We start from the raw sequence: 17,118 nt of genomic DNA on the forward strand, positions 1-17,118 counted from the left end.
GTTTGTTTATTTTAAAATAAATTAACTTTTAATAATTAAATTGGTAATAAAAAAGATGGGGGAATAAAGAAGAGTTTGGGGGTGGCTGGATTTGAACCAACGTATCCGTAAGGAGTCGGATTTACAGTCCGATGCAATTGACCGCTATGCGACACCCCCAAAAAATGCTGGAGAAAGGACTTGAACCCTCAACCGTTCGATTACAAATCGAATGCTCTGCCAATTGAGCTACTCCAGCGGAAAACTTGGGAAACCTATTGCTTGAAGAGAAAACTTTATTAATCAATAGGAAATCAATTTATACGCTATTGGTTATTTTCTTCCAAGTCAGAATCAGTATTTTCTGATATACGGTAGTCTTCTTGTGTGGGAATAAAGTCTTCAGAAACAAAACTTGTGTCCTGATTAGTCTGTTCAATCGAATGCTCTGTAGGGAGATTCGTTTCCATAACTTGAAAATTATGCTTCTTAAGTTGCTCTGAAACCAAACGGTCTTCCTTGGCTTGAGCCTTTTTAACAGTTTTCTTTCCAGGAGCTGTTTTATTCTTGGTGATTTCGTGATATTTATCAATTGCTTGCTTTTGCTCAGATGTTAAGCTTTCAGAAAGACGTTGGAATAATTGTGTGCAGCTATTTCCTTCTTCACCCGAAGCAAGTACTTCTGCAGAAAACTTAAACTTGCCTTCAGAAGTGTAACGAGCAGGTTGACTGTCTTTAGCAAGACAACATTGCTTATATTTCTTATTAGAACCGCATGGGCATGGATCATTTCTATTAACTTTTTTTGACATATAATCCTTTTCAAAGCGAAGCGTTTAAAGGAAAGTTTAAATAAGATAAGGATAAAAACCAATTACAAGTTTTCCTATAAACTAAGATTGTATTGCAAGCTTTGTTCTATCCTTTTACTATTTTTCTATGTCTATTCTGCATTTACATCCACCTTGGATTAAAGCCGGCAAACGCATAGAAAGTTTGGTCCGCAAAGCTTTATACACTTATTCTATGTTAGAAAATCACACTAAGATTGTTGTAGCTCTTAGTGGTGGTAAAGATAGCCTTTCGTTACTTTTAATGCTGAAGGCTATTTCAGGAAGAGGTTTTCCTGAAATTGATCTTTATGCTGTTAATATTGGCGGGAAATATTCCTGTGGCGCAGAAGTTAGCCAGAAATACTTAGCAAATATCTGTGATAAAATCCAGGTCCCCTTTACTTCTATAACCTCCCCTTATGATCCTGAGACTCCGGAATGCTATTCATGTTCTCAGGTTAGAAGACGGCTGCTTTTCCAAGCAGCAAAAGAAATAGGCGCTACTGCCGTAGCTTTTGGGCATCATCGAGATGATGTAGTGCAAACAGCTTTAATGAACCTTTTACATAAAGCAGAGTTTGCAGGGATGCTCCCTGTTCTAGACATGATACATTTTGATATTACAATTTTACGCCCTTTAATTCTTACTCCCGAATCATGGATACGTAAATTTGCTAAAGAAAGTGGCTTTGCTCGTGTTACTTGTCGTTGTCCTGTTGTCTCTTTAAGAACAAAAACAGAGGCAGCCTTAAAGTTATTAGAAGATGTTTTTCCTCAAGCACGACATAATATTGCTTTAGCAATTGAACAACACGGGTTGTCAAAAGCTCAAAAAAACAAAACTAATTAAATATATTTTTATAGATTATTCTTACTAAAACATTTATAGTGAGATTTATTTTCTTGGTAATTCTATGAACAAAAGATTAAAGATTCTATTAACTAACGATGACGGTATTTCGGCGAAAGGAATGAGTCTTTTAGTCGCCAACTTACTAAAAGCTAATTTCGCGGATCTATACATAGTAGCTCCAAGTACAGAACAATCAGGGAAAAGCATGTCATTTTCCTACACACAACCCGTCTCTATTGAAAGTGTTGATTACCCTCAACCTGTCGCAGGTGCTTGGTCTGTTTCTGGTAGTCCTGTGGATTGTGTGAAACTTGCATTGGGTGATTTGTTCCGTGATTCTTTACCCGATCTTGTGTTATCGGGAATCAATCATGGATCTAATGCCGGAAGAAATATCTTTTACTCCGGAACCGCTGGTGCGGCTATGGAGGCTATTTTATCAGGCATCCCTTCAATAGCATTTTCTCAAGAACAACATATTTCCTTCTTTCAAGAAGATTCTGCTCCTGAACTATTGAAAAAGCTATCATTATATGCTTTGTCGACCCCCTTTCCTATTCTTACAGGTTTTAATGTTAATTTTCCTGCTAGTGAACGTAATGAGGCGTGGAAAGGGATGCGACTTGTTCCTACAGGTAAAGAATTTGCCTGTGGTTTACCTAAACTCTTAAGTAGTGATGGTAAACGTAAGAGTTTTTCTCTAAGTGATTGTCAGATAGTAATAGATGAAGATATTTCTGATGAATGTCGCTCTCTTTTAGACAACTACATTACAGTAGTTCCTTTATTAGTAAGAAATTCTCCACTAGCTTTAACTAGTGAATTGGAATTTCAACAACTAAAGGAAGATTTTGAAGAGTTCGTTGGTTCTGAAGTCGACACTAGATTATCTGATGTCTAAAACGAATAAATGGGGTAGGTATTTCCGATCGAAAATTCTTTTCAGAATAGTTAATTATCTACTTCATAAATTCTTTAGTCAAAAAATACACATCTCTCATTGCTATTTAGATACCCACTTTTTCATTTGAGAAATGTGCATAATAGCGTTTTTCAAAATGCATAAGCGTTTTGTATATCCCCCTTACTATCTTATAAATTAATTTTTTTTAAATATTATATAGATATTTTGTCGTAGCTATTTATGATTCTATCTGTTTATTTTTTATGCCCTAGATAGTCTAAACAAGTATTTTTATGAAAATTCATTTTTTTAGAATTCAGTATCTTTTTTGCATGTTATTAATGTGCTTCCCTGCAACAACTGCTTTTTCTAAGGAAAAAGAAGTGAGTGTCTCAGAGAAGTCTGATCAAAGCAAAAAGAGAATTAAGATTTTATTAACTAATGACGATGGTATTTCCGCAAAAGGAATGACCCTATTAGTATCCAATTTATTAAAGGCTGATTTTGCTGATATTTATATAGTAGCTCCTGCTACAGAGCAATCAGCAAAAAGCATGGCTTTCACCTGTCGTGAATCTGTAGTTTTACAACCTTATGATTATCCTCAGCCTGTTGCAGGCGCTTGGTCTGTTTCTGGGACTCCTGTTGATTGTGTGAAAATCGCCTTGAGCTACCTATTTAAAGATGCTTTGCCAGATCTTGTGCTGTCTGGGATTAATAGCGGGTCTAATGCAGGAAGGCATGTTTTTTATTCTGGAACTACCGGGGCTGCTATGGAAGCTATTTTATATGGAATTCCTGCAATAGGGCTTTCTCAAGAGAAGAGAATCTGTTCTTTTCAGGAGAATAATCCTAATGTTCCAGAGATACTAAAGTCTTTATCTTTGTACGCTTTATCCAGGCCTTTTGGTTCACATCCTGTAGTTCTTAATGTTAACTTTCCTGCTAATAGCAAGCCTTGGAAAGGAATGCGATTTGTTTCTGGTGGAGAAGAATATTCTTGCGGGGTTCCTAAACTCTTACTTTGCAATGGAGATTCTAAAATTTTTGCATTAACTAATTGTCCTGTGGTTATAGGTGAAGTTCCTTCTGAAGAATATCAAGCAATGTTAGATAATTATATTTCTGTGGCTCCTTTAGTAGTTAGAAGTTCTCCTGTAGCAACTCTTTCTTTGAAAGAATTCGAACAACTACAATCAGGATTTCATAATTTCGCTAATACCATTGCGATGAGAAAATAGTCCGTAGATCTTTGTTTTTTTAGGGCCGGTCTGTGGCCCTAATTTCTTATATATAAACTCATTCCTAATCTAACCAACATATACAGAAAATAAGCCTTTATACGTCGTTGAGAGCGAAAATAAGATTAACTCCTCTAGTATTTACTTAGAATAATGAGCTTTCTTCATTATTGGAGTAAAAATGGTTGTGATTAAACTATTTCTTCTGTTAATGTATGCACCTAATCTTGTTTGGATGCGTAGCTCAGCGGTTAGAGCACCTGTCTTACACACAGGGGGTCATAGGTTCAAATCCTGTCGTGTCCATTTGCGGGAGTAGTTCAATTGGTTAGAGCACCGCCCTGTCAAGGCGGAAGTTGCGGGTTCAAGCCCCGTCTCTCGCGAACATTCAAATCAGAGGTTGAAAATGCCCCATGGAACTCGTTTAACGAAGTTTAGCTTTCCTCTGTACTTTTCCAAGACTTTAAGTTGGTTTATTCTTGGAGGGTTTCTTGCTGCCTGTGGAGTTCAGATGGTTTTAGTTCCTAATGAACTTATTGATGGTGGTATCGTTGGCTTGTCTCTTATCGCCTCTCATTTCTTTGGCCATAAGTATCTTCCATTTTGTTTGATATTGTTTAACTTACCCTTTGTTATCTTAGCTTTTAAACAAATTGGTAAATATTTTGTAATCCAGATGATGACTGCGGTTATTATCTTTTCTTGTGCCCTATGGCTTATTGACTCCTTACCCTTATGGTTTGGTTTTAATCCTATAGTTTTCAAAGGATCCGAGATGGAAACTGTAGTTTTTGGCGGGGCTATTATTGGTGTGGGTTGTGGGTTGATTATCCGTCATGGAGGATCTACAGATGGCACTGAGATTTTAGGCATTATCATCAATAAGAAAAGAGGTTATACTGTCGGTCAAGTTATCCTCTTTGCGAACTTTTTCATCTTTGCATTAGCGGGAATTGTTTATCAAAATTGGCACACAGCATTTGTGTCATTCTTGACCTACGGCATAGCAACGAAGGTTATGGATATGGTGATTCTAGGACTTGAAGACACAAAGTCCGTCACTATTATTACTTCTTCTCCAAGAAAGCTAGGTCATATTCTTATGGAGAATTTGGGTGTTGGTCTTACTTATATCCACGCTGAGGGTGGATATTCTGGAGAACCTAGAAATGTTCTTTACATTGTTGTAGAACGTTTACAGCTTTCACAACTTAAAGAAATCGTTCATAGAGAAGATCCCCACGCATTTATTGCGATTGAAAATCTTCATGAAGTAATTAATGGTAAACGCACTAATTAAGCGGGATTTACCCAAACTTTTTCCAAGTCGCTTTTTACATCTAATAGAGATAGAATTTTCCCAACAATATCATTAGTAATATCTTCGATTGTTTGTGGTTTGAAATACCACATGGGCATTGGCGGAAAAATGATAGCTCCGTTTTGGGATAGTTTGAGTAAGTTTTCTAAATGAATTGCATGTAAGGGACTTTCTCTAGGAACTAAAATCAATTTTCTACGTTCTTTTAAAGCAACATCAGCCACTCTTCTTAATAAGTTGTCCCCTAATCCTACAGAAAGAGCTGCTATTGTAGCCATGCTACAAGGAATTATGACTGTACCATCCACAGGATAAGAACCTGAAGCTAGTTTACTCTCTATAGACTTGATCTTGTGCTGATGGATGTAGGGATGGTTTTCTTCAGGAATTAAAGAAAGTAAAGAGGAGGTCTCAAGTTCATAATACAGCGTTTTCATCGCTGCTGGAGATAGAATTACCTCAACATTATGTTTCATTCTAGATAGTTCTTCTATTAGCCTTACGGCTAATACTATTCCTGAGGCTCCAGATATACCTACGATATAACGTTTCATGCGTATCCATCATTATGAAAGTGATAAACTTACCATGACTACGAAAAAGGATAAAGCAAGGTAGACGTTTCCCCTAAAAAAACATCTCTCAAGATTGGCATTTTTTTTATCCATGTTATGGTAGTTTTTAATGGTTCTGAAAATGACTAGGATGGGGAAAAGAGATAATAGAAGACTTAATTTAGTAAAAGATGCAAGAAAAGTCATTGCTAAATAGGAAACCAGGCTGATTATTAGACATCCTGAGGCAATGCGAATAGCCTTTTCTTTCCCAAAACATGCAGGGATGCTATAGAGCTTTTCTTCTCTATCAAAATCTAAATCTTGAATTGCATAGATAATATCATTAGCAGCAATGATCATCGCTGCTGTTATTCCCCACAAAGAAACTATAGTGAACATTTTTAAAGAAAGAGGGCCTGAGGATAAGGCATAAAAATTCATAAGAATTGCCAGATAATAAATTAATCCCAACATCCAATGAGATAAGTAAGTAACACGTTTTGCATAAGCATAAACAGCCATAAGAATAATGGATACTAAAGCTAGCCATGTACATTCTTCATTTAAAAACATGCTTAGAATGACAAAGAAGAACAAGGCTATAGTCATAACTAATGAAACAAAGTTGAATGAGAGTTTCTTTCTAGGTAATACCCTAGAAGAGGTTCTGGGGTTTTTCTTATCTATGTTGTAATCGATGATCCGATTCATTAAGATCCCCACTGTTCTGGCACAGAAAAAAGCACACCCTCCAATCAATAGTGTTGTGAATCCTTTCTCAGGAAATGCTGATGAAATTTCTGGAAATGTCAAAGCGAATATTGTAGTTGCGGATAAAAATATAGCCGAAAATAGGGCATATTTCATGTTTAACAACTGTTTAAAATATTTCATTTGCATAATAGAAACTTTTTAATCCTTAAATTATTTAATTAACAAATCTTCGAAAAATACCTCTGATTCGCGACTCAATATACACCTGAAATAGGAATGTTTTATACACGCTATCTTATAATTAAAATTGTGTAAAGTTTATAAAACACTTTCTTGTGCATGGACTTTTATATTTATAAATAATTAAAATGCTTAGCTTTAGATATAAATATTATGTTTATTTATGAGATTAGTTTTTTATAAAATGCGGTTTATTTGTTTTGCGTTATTGATGTGTATTCCCACATCAGCGGTATCTTCTCAGGAATGGGAAGCTAAGCACATTAATGATTGTGAACAGATCGTCTGTTCGACTGAATTTCATCAAGATCACGGTCCATGGATAGTTGTAGCGGGGGGATGCTATACTACAGATGAAAATTATAAAAAGGCTCAAACCACCGGTCATTTATTAGCTAAGAATGGCTATTCCGTGGTTACAGGATCTGGTCCTGGAATTATGGAAGCGGCTAACGCTGGAGCCTCACAGGCAGGAGGAACATCTTTAGGATTCATCTTAAAGGGTGAAGACCTGAATGATCATATACCTCAAGGAAATTATTGTCAGGTTTCGCATATCTCCCACCGTTTACAGGGAATGATCGGAAATTCTTCAGGTTGTATCGTCTTCCCCGGAGGGTTAGGTACGGTAGATGAGGTCTTCTTCGCTTTAGATAACTTTAGGTATCAAGAGACTCCAAATCCCGTTGTCCTAGTAGGCACGCAGTTTTGGGGACCTTTGGTAGAGTGGATGAAAAATTTACATTACACTCACACATGTCCACAAAACTTATACCTAGTTGATTCATCAGAAGACGCTGTTGAAGTCATTCAATCTCATTACAAGAACCAGTCTTGTAGCTTTTCTTCTAATTAATCAAAATTTGAGAGGCCGCTCCACATACTTGTGGAGCCACTCTCATTTCTTAAATTCAAAAAAATAGTATTATTTTTGTTATATAATAATACAAACTAGCTTTGAGTATTTAAAACAAAATTAGATTTACATGATTTATAATCAGATGGTAGCATATTTCTTTTAAGAATGTTTTTTTTTGTTAGTTTTATGGCTATTCCTGCTGAAATTCGGGTTGGAAATTCAGAGAATCAAGTAAGAAATATTTCTGTTTTGGCGAATAACCGAAGCTTTATTAAAAATGAGAGACAGACTTTTCTAGCTGTTATTGGCGCCTTTGCTGTAGGTATTATCCTACTTCTTGTTGGGGTGTGCGTATTAATCCTTCCTCTAGGACTCACTTCAGCTTTAAGTATTTCTCTAGGAGTTTCTGGAATTGTTATTGGCTCTGCGGTGATTGCCTACTGTCTCAAAGTTGTTTATTGTCAAAACGCTATTTGGAGAAAAAACTATCTAGAAATAAAAAGTGCTCTTAGAGATCAAGGATTACCCATTCCAAAAGAAAAGAATACAGAACCCGTTTTATCTATACTCTTCCCCTCCTCGTTAGACGTGCTAACCTATGGCAGGGTGCATTGTATGGGAAAAACTAGAACATTAATCGCATTAAGCGAAATTGTTATTGGCATAGGCTGCATAGTCGGCGCTGTTATTTCAGAGCTTTTGATAACTACCTGGTTCCGACCTGGAATTAGTTTGGGTTTAGGCATTACAGGAGCCGCCTTGTTTATCGGAGGTCTTCAAGATATCCGAGCTTTTAGTTTAAGTGCTCAGGGAGTTACCCATCTGTATTTAATGCAATATGAACAAGAGTTGAGAAAAACAGAAAGAACGGTATTTGAAAAAGGTTTAGAAAGTGCAACGTCGCGTTCAAATCTATTAGAGAGCAATCTTCGGGAAGCTAATGCTAGAAATTTAAATCTAATTACTGAAATTACTTCAAAAAATGCTCAAATTACCCACTACAAAAATCGAATTTCAGGTTTAGAACTAGAGAAAGTGACCGCCCCTGCTCCCACAACCTCTTCTTGGTTAGGTACAATTTCTTCATCTATTTCGTCTACAACACAATTGTTAGGCTCTTTCCTACCCACTATACGAAAAACTACTACTACTATTCCAGAATCAGAAGGAATCTTTTTGGGCAATTTGCTAGCTATTACTCCTCCACCCTCTATTGAAACACAAAGAGGAAATGAACAGACTGAAATTTCATCTATTAGTAGCGATGGCGATGAATCTGATGAGGATTTTGAAGATGCCAGCGAGGGGACTGATAATCTATGGCCAAAATCGCAGCGTCGTAATAGTGTTTAATTGCAAAGAAATCTTGATAATCCTTTAGTTTTTAAAGAGTTAAAACTTTATTATAAAAATGTTAACCCTTTAATTTCTGTGGTTTGTATTTTTTGTTGTTTGTCTGAAAAACAAAATTAAAATCTTTCTATATCACAAGATCTTGTTTTCTTTCTTTTTACTGAAAATTAATAACCTATTTGTTAAAATTTTTATCGATTTTATTATTTTAAATAGTTTCGAGTATGACTTCTCCTATATCACGTTCCTCCTCTCATGAAGAGGCAATAGAAAAGGTTTCCGTATTAAAGCGGGTCTGTCAGGATTCCCATGTTAGTCGTAAGGTTGTTAGCCTCACGCTTATCGCTGTGGGTATTATTTTATTTATATCTGGAATCCTACTCTTAACCCTTACGATTGCTAGTTTACCTTCTGCGTTCTCTATTGCTTTGGGAGCCACAGTTCTTGCCTTAGGCACCAGTTTGATCTCCTTTGGTATAGCTATGCGCATTCTCAGAAAGCCCTCTGGATCCCATCAAGAAGAAGATGTGTTAGCTAGCGAGATTATGAGAGTTAAGGGATTAGTCGAGCAAAAAACTGAAGAGGCTACCCGTCTACAAACAGAACTGGGTGAATCTCAAAGACAGCTTGGAGAAGTTTCTGGAGAACTTGAGACAGAGAAACAAACTGTTGCCGATCTACAATCACGTTTACAGGAATCTGAAGAGGGATTGACTCAGGCTAGAGAAGAAAATACCGCACTTCAGACACGCCTACAAGAAGCTGAAACTACCATTCAGCAAAAAGAAGAGCAGATTCAAGGACTTCAGACTGAATTGACTTCTCAGAGAGATAAAGTACAGCAACTTGAAACTAGAATTGCAGAGCTGACTGCGGATATTCAAGAAAAAGCTTCTCGTATAGCTAACCTCAGTTCGGATCTCGATAGAGTTCTTACTAACCAACAAGTTATGATAGAGAGATTGACTGCCGATTTTGATACAGAAACTACTAAATTAAATCGTCAATTACTTGAAAAAACAGCGCAATTAGACGCGGCTAGATCCACAATTGATCAAATACAACAACGTTTAACTAGAGTGGAACAGGCACCGTCTCCTACTTTGGTAAGAAGAAGTGGTTCTAGTCTTTCGTTAAACGGTAGTGATGGTAGCCCAACTGTACGCAGTCGTTTGAATAATTGGTGGGAAAATAGGAAATTATCAAAAAGCGGCTCATCGTCTGGAATAGTTACTTCTGAGGGTGCTTCGTCAAATGATCGATCTTCTGATGGAAACCAACAAGATAACGATGTAGATGAATCTGAAGAGGCTAACGAAGACTCATAGATTAATCTTCCCTAGCACTATCTTACAAGAAAAGCCCGAAATGTATGCTTCGGGCTTTTTTTATATATCTAAACGAATTGTTCTTCTTTCTTGTTGACGACGCAGGGTTTGATTTAAAAATGCTTGAGCAGATCGCCAAAGTATATTTTCCAAATCTTTTGCATGTAAACTATCGCGTAGAATGCTGTGGATATTCGGGTGATCTTTAGCTGTGGAGCATTCGGGGAAAAACTTCTCATTTTCATCAGAATAGAAAAAGTCTGTTCCTAGGACAAGTCTATCCAAGATTCCTATTTTTTCAGCGTGGTAGATATGCTGTTGCAAATCTTTTAAAGACGACCCTACAAAGTAATTCACAATATTTAAGCCGATCACCCCGCCTCTAGATGCAATTTCTTTTGCATGAGCACAGGTAAGGTTCCTGGGGATATTTTGAACTTCTCGAAAGTTGGAATGACTAGCGAGAACCTGCATAGTAGGTAGTTTATCTAGAGTATAGTCTAAAATATCATCGGCGAGCCTATCACAACAATGGCTGAGATCTATGGGAATAGCTAATTGTTCCATAACCTCTAATAGACGTTTGCCGTCAGCAGTGAGTTTATAAGGGTCAAAAACACCGCCTCCAAAACGATTTCTTCCATTCCAGACAATACCTAAATAAGCAATAGGCCCCTTAGAAAATAGATCTGTCAGCTTACTGAGTAGTTCCCCGAGATATTGGTAATCGGAACCTAATCCAGAGGCGTTTTCTATACTGCGAATAATTGAGAGCGAGTTCTTATTACTGTCTTTATCTAAAATATCGGAATCAAACGAGATAAGTTGGATACGTTTATCTGATTCTGGAAGAGTGAAAAATAGTTGATTTTGTTTATCAGCACTTGGAGAACTTTCGCTATGTTCAGTAAATATAGCGCATACTTGTTTATTGACTCCCCCGGAAAGTAGTTGGCTAGGAGAACAGCGAACAGAGGGATCTTGGTCGGAAAGGGTTTCATGAGAAAGAAGGTCGCAGTGCATATCTATGATCATGAAATTCACCTGGTATGGGTATAAGTATAAGGTGCTAGATAAGAGATGAGTTCGGGATATAAAGATGTCTGCTGATTATAGACAAATACAGCTTCTGGTTTCGAAGATTTCAATGCTTTTCTTAATGTAGGATAAAAGTTAGATGATTGAGGATCTTCACAAATGACACCTTGAAAATCAGGATGGCGATCAAGAAACTCTCTTAAGGCTTCGCCATCTCTTACAGTGTAAATTTTAATATGTTGAGAAAACGTGTGGCAAGCTAAACACGGTTCTATTCTTTCTCCCATAATCTCTTCAATAGCGTGACGAGAGATTATTCCCTCACGATATATCTTTAACGGATTTGTAGATATTACGGTTGATTCTAATCCAAAGGAACATGCACCGGGGATAATGAAAATATCTTCATTTGGAAAATCCTCAATAACCTCATCAGCAACTATTGCTGGAGGACAATTGGAAATATTTGCAGAAGTTCCAAGTAAAGGACCCGATAAATCGATTAATCTCTTTATTATAGGAAGAGCAAGAATCCTAAAGCCTAATTTCTCTTGAGAAAATCTAGAATTTTTATGATCTACGAGCAAAGTTAAAGGTCCTGGGAGGAACTCATGAGCCAGTTTAATAGCCTGTGAAGATAGAGGATAACCTGATAGTTTTTCAATATCCTCAAGTGTATTTACATAGACAACTAAAGACTTCTTTCTATCTCTATGTTTTAGAGAATAAATACGCTCTTCAGCATTTAGAGCATTTAATGCTACGGCTAAACCATAGACAGTATCTGTAGGAAAGGCTATAACCTTTCCTCGATGTAAATAATCCGCAGCTTGGTGCAAATAAAAATCTGGATCAGTAACGGACATAAAAGCTCCAGAATTAATAACTTTCAGTACTTTTTAAGCAAAAATATCAAATAGTTAACTTAGTAAAAATCTGGTTTAGTATTTGCCTGAAAAGACTTTAGCATAGTCATATTTCTAAATCCAAGTTTTTTAAATACGGCTTCTATTTTATAAAGCAGATTAAAGTTATTTAATATAAATGACATTAATCCCTTCCTTTATAGAAGAAAAAGTTCTAATTTTTTCTATATCTTACTGATTTATAAGAAAGCCTTGATCTCTAAAATCAATCCGACTAACTTGATCTAGAATTTCACAAAAAATTACCTTTGAGAGCATACATGGAGTATTCATTTTTTCGTCGTAAGTTTGCTGGATTAGACGCTATAGTATGTCCTGGAGATCCTGATGATCCTGTTATTATTTTTTGTCATGGTTATGGAGCAGATGCTGATAACTTAGCATTTTTTCCTTCAGCATGTCCTTTCAAAGGTGTACGTCCCACATGGATATTTCCTCATGGGATAGAACAACTTCCCTATGAATTTGGTGGTGGAAGAGCATGGTTTCCTTTAGATGTTCCTTTATTTCAAAGTTTGATTTCGAATCCTGATATTACTCCAGAAACAGAACAACAGTATCAAACTTTATTTAATATAGATTTTGAAAAACCTAAAATAGCTTTAGAGAATCTTATTGAAGAATTGGATCGTCCTCGATATGACGTTATTCTTGGTGGGTTCAGTCAGGGTGCTATGATGACAACACATCTTGTGCTATCTTCTAAAATTCCCTATCGAGGAGCTTTAATTTATTCTGGGGCTTTACTATTAGACAAGGGCTGGGAAAATAATGTGAATCTTTGTGCTAAAGTTCCTTTTATTCAAAGTCATGGATATCAAGACACCATTTTACCTTATTATCACGGTGAAAGATTAAATAAACTCCTGTCCTCACGTCTACAGGGAGAATTTATTTCTTTTAATGGGGGGCATGAGATTCCTGCTCTTGTGTTACAAAAAATGCAAGAAACTATTCCCCTATGGACAAGTACCTTAAGTTAATGCATTAAACGATTCTTCAGTGATGCGAGTTGTAAGGCAACCCATTCCATACAACTTGTCGCTGACGAAGAATTATCCAAAGCTTGATAAGCCTTCTCCACAATAATCAACACCTTTTCTAAAGGTAGTATAGGTAGATTAAGAATATCCTCAGCGTATTTAGGGTATGTCATTGCGCTTGCGCTAATATTTAAAGAAAGCATAAATCGATCTCTAAATAATTTAAGAAGAATTTCTAAAAGGTATTTTGCTTTATCTCTAAGAACTTGCTTATCCGTATCAGCGCTACCTTTAACTATTTGTCCTACTTCTGTGATTTTCATCTGTCCAGAGGCATATTTTAAGAGATACTCAAGATCATCTTTATCTGGAGCTATATTCTCGTCACCTTGAATGTATATAGATAAGCTACGAGAAAGAATCGTAGCAGGTATGCGCTGTAGCTTTGTAGATGTGAGTAAAATGACGCTATGTGAAGGAGCATCCTCTAGTACTTTTAAAAATACAGAGATCGCTGGTAAAGTCATACGATCTACTTCATGAATAATATAGATTTTATAACACGCTTCATACGAAAGAATTCCTATCTCTTTTTTGATATCCCTAGGAATCTCTATAGAATGCAATCTTCCTTTCCCTGAAGGGAAAAATTCATGAATATCAGGATGAATGCGTTGAGAAATCTTGTATTGTGCTTCGGGAGTGTCTTTAAGAAGTATATGCGCCGCTAAATTGTATGCATATTGAGAAAGCACAGTTAACGAATTCCCATGCAATAAAATTGCATGAAAGATCTTTCCTTGACTGATATTATCAAGTAAAGCTTCCCAGGGTTGATTAACAACCTTTTCTTCTATTTGCATAACGCTAATTCTGTATAAGCAGTCATAACTTTATTAAGAGACTCTTCGATGGGTTGTCTCCCATCTAAAATAAGATAGCTATTAGGATGTGCTTCGGCAAGAGATAAAAATCCTTCACGAATTTTTGTATGATATGCCAAAGGCTTATCCTCGAATTTATCTAAGGACTTTTGCTTTTGTTTTCTTCTTAGTCCTTCGTCGGGAGGAATATCTAGAAGACATGTAAGATTAGGAAGGAACTTTTGTTCTCCTATGACATGGTAACAAAGGTTTGTGACATAATCTTTACCTAATCCCTCAGCTATTCCCTGATAGACAATTGTAGAATCATGGAATCTATCACAAATCACAATTTTTCCCGATTCTAAAGCTGGAAGTATTTTTTCAGTTATATGCTGTGCGCGTGCAGCAAGAAATAGAAATAATTCCGCGTAAGGGGAAATTGACGTTGTAGATGGCTCTAAAATTAAATTACGAACCTGCTCTCCTAGAAGAGACCCTCCGGGCTCTCTAGTAGCAACAACTGCCTTCCCCTCAGATATTAGTCTATCCTTTAGAAGTTCTGTTAAGGAACTTTTCCCTGAACCTTCACATCCTTCAATAACTATAAACACAACATTATTCCTTTACACTTGTGGCGAGGTAGTCTCTTCTTCAATATCTGATAAAGTTTCATCTTCATTGAAAGAGAGTTTTTCCATAGCAACTAGGATATCGCCATCTTTAACATGAACTAAGCGTACACCTTGAGTAGATCTTCCCATAACACGTACATCTTGCATATTAATACGGATAGCTTGTCCTTGTGCTGACATCAGTAGGATACTGTCGTGATCTGTAACAGAAATAGCTCCAAGAACATCTCCGTTTCTCTCGTTAATAAGAATAGAGCGTACTCCAACACCACCGCGGTTAGTTTCTCGGAAGTCTCCTACTTGAGAACGTTTTCCGAAACCGTTATCGCAAACAACAAGAACAGATTGATCATCTCTAACAATTTGACAAGCAACTACGCGATCATTTTCATTTTTCAATGAAACACCACGTACACCGCGTGCCGTTCTTCCCATAGGGCGTACTTTATCATGAGGGAAACGTACCGCCATACCTAATCTAGTAAAGAGCATGACCTTTTCTTCTTCACTGGTAATATGCGCAGCAGCGATGAGTTCATCTCCATCATCTATTTCTAAAGCACGAATACCTTTCTTTCTAGGATTGCTGAAGGCATCAAGAGCTACCTTCTTAACAACACCGTGCTTCGTTGCCAGGAATAAGAATCCAGCATTTTCAAAGTTCTTAACATTAAGAACTGCTGCCAGCTGTTCTCCAGGACGGATACCTTCAAGGAAATTAATAATTGGCTTACCCTTAGCCCGTCTTTCACCTTCGGGTAATTGCCATACTTTCAGCCAGTAACATTGGCCAAAATTAGTAAAGATTAATAGATAGTCTTTTGTGGATGCTGAATAAACCGCTTTTAAGAAATCCGAACCTTTCTTCATATCGAATCCAGAAACTCCGTGACCACCGCGTTTCTGCTCTCTAAAGACTTTTATAGGCATTCTTTTTACGTAATCATCACCTGATATGGTAATGATTACAGGTTCATTAGTGATGATATCTTCAATATCACGAATATCATCAGCATCAAATTCTATCGTAGTTCTACGAGGAGTTTTATGAACTCTCTGAATATCTTGCAGCTCATTTCTAATGATATCTTTGACTAGACCTTCGTCAGCAAGAACACGTTTATAATAGGCAATTTTATTCAGCAATTCATCGTATTCTTTCTGAATTTTCTCAGCTTCTAATCCTGTAAGTTGGTACAAACGCAACTCAAGAATAGCTACAGATTGATACTCGGTAAATCCAAAATTCTCAATCAGCTGATGTTTAGCATGTTCCTTACTATCACTATTGCGAATTGTCCGAACAACATCGTCTAAGCAAGAAAGAGCTTTTAAGAAACCTTCAAGAATATGCGCGCGGGCTTCAGCTTTATTTAATTCATAGCGTGTTCTTCTACGGATAACTTCTGTACGATGACGTATCCATGCAGAAATCATTCTATGAATATTCATAGTCCTTGGAAGATTTTTATCCAAGGCTAGCATATTTGCGCCAAAAGTTACTTGAATATCAGTAAACTTATAGAGACGATTGATAACAATTTCCGAAGATTCCCCTTTCTTTAGCTCAAGGACAACTCGGATACCATCTTTATCTGATTCATCCCGAACATCTGAAATTCCTGCCAACGTCTTATCATTGACAAGATCCGCAATTTGTTCGATTAATCTAGACTTATTTACGTTATAAGGCATCTCGGTAAGAATAATATTCTCGCGATGCTTATCTGCATTCTCTTCTACATGAAGACGTGCACGAACTTTTATCTTACCTCTTCCTGTATGGTAGGTAGAGCGAATACCCTCACCACCACAAATTAATCCTCCTGTTGGGAAATCAGGACCAGGCATAACTTCCAAGATTTCTTCAATAGAAGCATTAGGATTGCTCAATACGAGTAATGTGGCCTCAATTAACTCTCCAAGATTATGTGGAGGGATATTTGTTGCCATACCAACAGCAATACCTGAAGAACCATTACAAAGAAGGTTAGGAAATTTTGAAGGAAAAACAACAGGCTCGTGTTTCGTTTCATCGTAGTTAGACACCATATCTACGGTATCTTTATCCAAATCTTCCATTAGGAAAATTGCACTATGCGTTAGACGAGCCTCTGTATAACGCATAGCAGCGGCAGGGTCACCGTCAATAGAACCAAAGTTCCCTTGACCGTCTACCAATGGGTAACGCATTGCCCAATTTTGAGCCATGCGGACTAATGTAGGATAAATAACACTTTCACCATGAGGATGGTAGTCTCCAGAGGTGTCACCGCAAATCTTAGCACATTTACGATGTTTGGCTCCGGGAGTAAGATTTAATTGTTTCATCGCATAAAGAATGCGTCTCTGTGATGGTTTTAAACCATCACGAACATCAGGAAGTGCTCGGGAAATGATGACCGACATAGAATAACGAAGGTAACTTTCCTTCATTTCTTCTTCTAGGTTTTTAGGGACAATGATTTCTTCTTTGTTAAACATAGTGATA

16 protein-coding genes and 4 tRNA genes are annotated in these 17,118 nt (G+C 36.9%); 10 read left to right on the plus strand and 10 right to left on the minus strand.

Features of this window, described 5'->3' with window-relative positions:
* Positions 1-76: 76 nt before the first annotated feature.
* The 3 genes from O6937_RS03145 to O6937_RS03155 all read right to left on the minus strand — a co-directional run bounded on the left by O6937_RS03145 (position 77) and on the right by O6937_RS03155 (position 791).
* Positions 77-159, minus strand: a tRNA-Tyr gene (locus O6937_RS03145).
* Positions 160-165: 6 nt separating this feature from the next.
* Positions 166-238 (minus strand) — tRNA-Thr (locus tag O6937_RS03150).
* 67 nt (positions 239-305) lie between these two features.
* The gene (locus O6937_RS03155) at positions 306-791 is read right to left on the minus strand and encodes a YecA family protein (RefSeq protein WP_332390218.1); all 486 of its coding nucleotides are present in this window, start codon (positions 789-791) and stop codon (positions 306-308) included.
* Positions 792-918: 127 nt separating this feature from the next.
* Between O6937_RS03155 and O6937_RS03160 the strand changes: the two genes are divergently transcribed.
* The 6 genes from O6937_RS03160 to O6937_RS03185 all read left to right on the plus strand — a co-directional run bounded on the left by O6937_RS03160 (position 919) and on the right by O6937_RS03185 (position 5,110).
* Positions 919-1,662: a tRNA 2-thiocytidine biosynthesis TtcA family protein gene (locus O6937_RS03160; RefSeq protein WP_332390219.1), complete on the plus strand. Its 744-nt coding sequence runs from the start codon at positions 919-921 to the stop codon at positions 1,660-1,662.
* Between the two features lie 64 nt (positions 1,663-1,726).
* Positions 1,727-2,566, plus strand: coding sequence for a 5'/3'-nucleotidase SurE (gene surE, locus O6937_RS03165; RefSeq protein ID WP_332390220.1), 840 nt, complete (start codon positions 1,727-1,729; stop codon positions 2,564-2,566).
* Between the two features lie 335 nt (positions 2,567-2,901).
* Positions 2,902-3,810, plus strand: a complete 909-nt coding sequence (gene surE, locus O6937_RS03170) for a 5'/3'-nucleotidase SurE (RefSeq protein WP_332390221.1) — start codon at positions 2,902-2,904, stop codon at positions 3,808-3,810.
* Between the two features lie 233 nt (positions 3,811-4,043).
* Positions 4,044-4,116: transfer RNA gene (locus tag O6937_RS03175), tRNA-Val, on the plus strand.
* Between the two features lie 3 nt (positions 4,117-4,119).
* Positions 4,120-4,193, plus strand: a tRNA-Asp gene (locus O6937_RS03180).
* A 23-nt stretch (positions 4,194-4,216) separates the two neighbouring features.
* Entirely contained in the window at positions 4,217-5,110 is an 894-nt protein-coding gene (locus tag O6937_RS03185) for a YitT family protein (protein ID WP_332390222.1), read from the plus strand.
* On the opposite strand, the gene O6937_RS03190 is transcribed toward O6937_RS03185, so the two are convergent.
* Both O6937_RS03190 and O6937_RS03195 read right to left on the minus strand, forming a co-directional pair.
* On the minus strand, positions 5,107-5,685 hold the full coding sequence (locus O6937_RS03190) for a flavin prenyltransferase UbiX (RefSeq protein WP_332390223.1): 579 nt from the start codon (positions 5,683-5,685) through the stop codon (positions 5,107-5,109). The genes O6937_RS03185 and O6937_RS03190 overlap by 4 nt on opposite strands.
* Positions 5,686-5,697: 12 nt before the next feature.
* A complete protein-coding gene (locus O6937_RS03195; protein ID WP_332390224.1) occupies positions 5,698-6,588 on the minus strand; it encodes a 4-hydroxybenzoate octaprenyltransferase in 891 nt (296 codons plus the stop codon).
* 238 nt (positions 6,589-6,826) lie between these two features.
* Here O6937_RS03195 and O6937_RS03200 point away from each other — a divergent pair, with 238 nt between their 5' ends.
* The 3 genes from O6937_RS03200 to O6937_RS03210 all read left to right on the plus strand — a co-directional run bounded on the left by O6937_RS03200 (position 6,827) and on the right by O6937_RS03210 (position 10,182).
* Positions 6,827-7,498 (plus strand): LOG family protein, encoded by a 672-nt coding sequence (locus O6937_RS03200; RefSeq protein ID WP_332390225.1) that lies wholly within the window; start codon positions 6,827-6,829, stop codon positions 7,496-7,498.
* Between the two features lie 189 nt (positions 7,499-7,687).
* Positions 7,688-8,854 (plus strand): CPSIT_0556 family inclusion membrane protein, encoded by a 1,167-nt coding sequence (locus O6937_RS03205; RefSeq protein ID WP_332390226.1) that lies wholly within the window; start codon positions 7,688-7,690, stop codon positions 8,852-8,854.
* 224 nt (positions 8,855-9,078) lie between these two features.
* Positions 9,079-10,182, plus strand: a complete 1,104-nt coding sequence (locus O6937_RS03210) for a DUF308 domain-containing protein (protein ID WP_332390227.1) — start codon at positions 9,079-9,081, stop codon at positions 10,180-10,182.
* Positions 10,183-10,242: 60 nt separating this feature from the next.
* Here the strand turns inward: O6937_RS03210 and O6937_RS03215 are convergent, their stop codons facing one another.
* Both O6937_RS03215 and O6937_RS03220 read right to left on the minus strand, forming a co-directional pair.
* On the minus strand, positions 10,243-11,217 hold the full coding sequence (locus O6937_RS03215) for a membrane dipeptidase (protein ID WP_332390228.1): 975 nt from the start codon (positions 11,215-11,217) through the stop codon (positions 10,243-10,245).
* A gap of 5 nt (positions 11,218-11,222) precedes the next feature.
* Positions 11,223-12,086, minus strand: coding sequence for an L-threonylcarbamoyladenylate synthase (locus O6937_RS03220; RefSeq protein ID WP_332390229.1), 864 nt, complete (start codon positions 12,084-12,086; stop codon positions 11,223-11,225).
* A gap of 320 nt (positions 12,087-12,406) precedes the next feature.
* Between O6937_RS03220 and O6937_RS03225 the strand changes: the two genes are divergently transcribed.
* The gene (locus O6937_RS03225; RefSeq protein ID WP_332390230.1) at positions 12,407-13,129 is read left to right on the plus strand and encodes an alpha/beta hydrolase; all 723 of its coding nucleotides are present in this window, start codon (positions 12,407-12,409) and stop codon (positions 13,127-13,129) included.
* Here O6937_RS03225 and O6937_RS03230 read toward each other — a convergent pair.
* From O6937_RS03230 to gyrA, 3 genes are read right to left on the minus strand one after another with little or no spacing between them, the layout of a single operon-like run.
* Complete coding sequence (locus tag O6937_RS03230; protein ID WP_332390231.1) at positions 13,126-13,992, minus strand: DNA polymerase III subunit delta'; 867 nt, start codon at positions 13,990-13,992, stop codon at positions 13,126-13,128. The genes O6937_RS03225 and O6937_RS03230 overlap by 4 nt on opposite strands.
* Positions 13,983-14,606: a dTMP kinase gene (tmk, locus tag O6937_RS03235; protein WP_332390232.1), complete on the minus strand. Its 624-nt coding sequence runs from the start codon at positions 14,604-14,606 to the stop codon at positions 13,983-13,985. Before tmk ends, O6937_RS03230 begins: the two co-directional genes overlap by 10 nt.
* 12 nt (positions 14,607-14,618) lie before the next feature.
* Complete coding sequence (gene gyrA / locus O6937_RS03240; RefSeq protein ID WP_332390233.1) at positions 14,619-17,111, minus strand: DNA topoisomerase (ATP-hydrolyzing) subunit A; 2,493 nt, start codon at positions 17,109-17,111, stop codon at positions 14,619-14,621.
* Positions 17,112-17,118 lie beyond the last annotated feature (7 nt).

The organism is Chlamydia sp. 04-14 (assembly GCF_036632095.1).
In the GTDB taxonomy this organism is placed as follows: domain Bacteria; phylum Chlamydiota; class Chlamydiia; order Chlamydiales; family Chlamydiaceae; genus Chlamydia.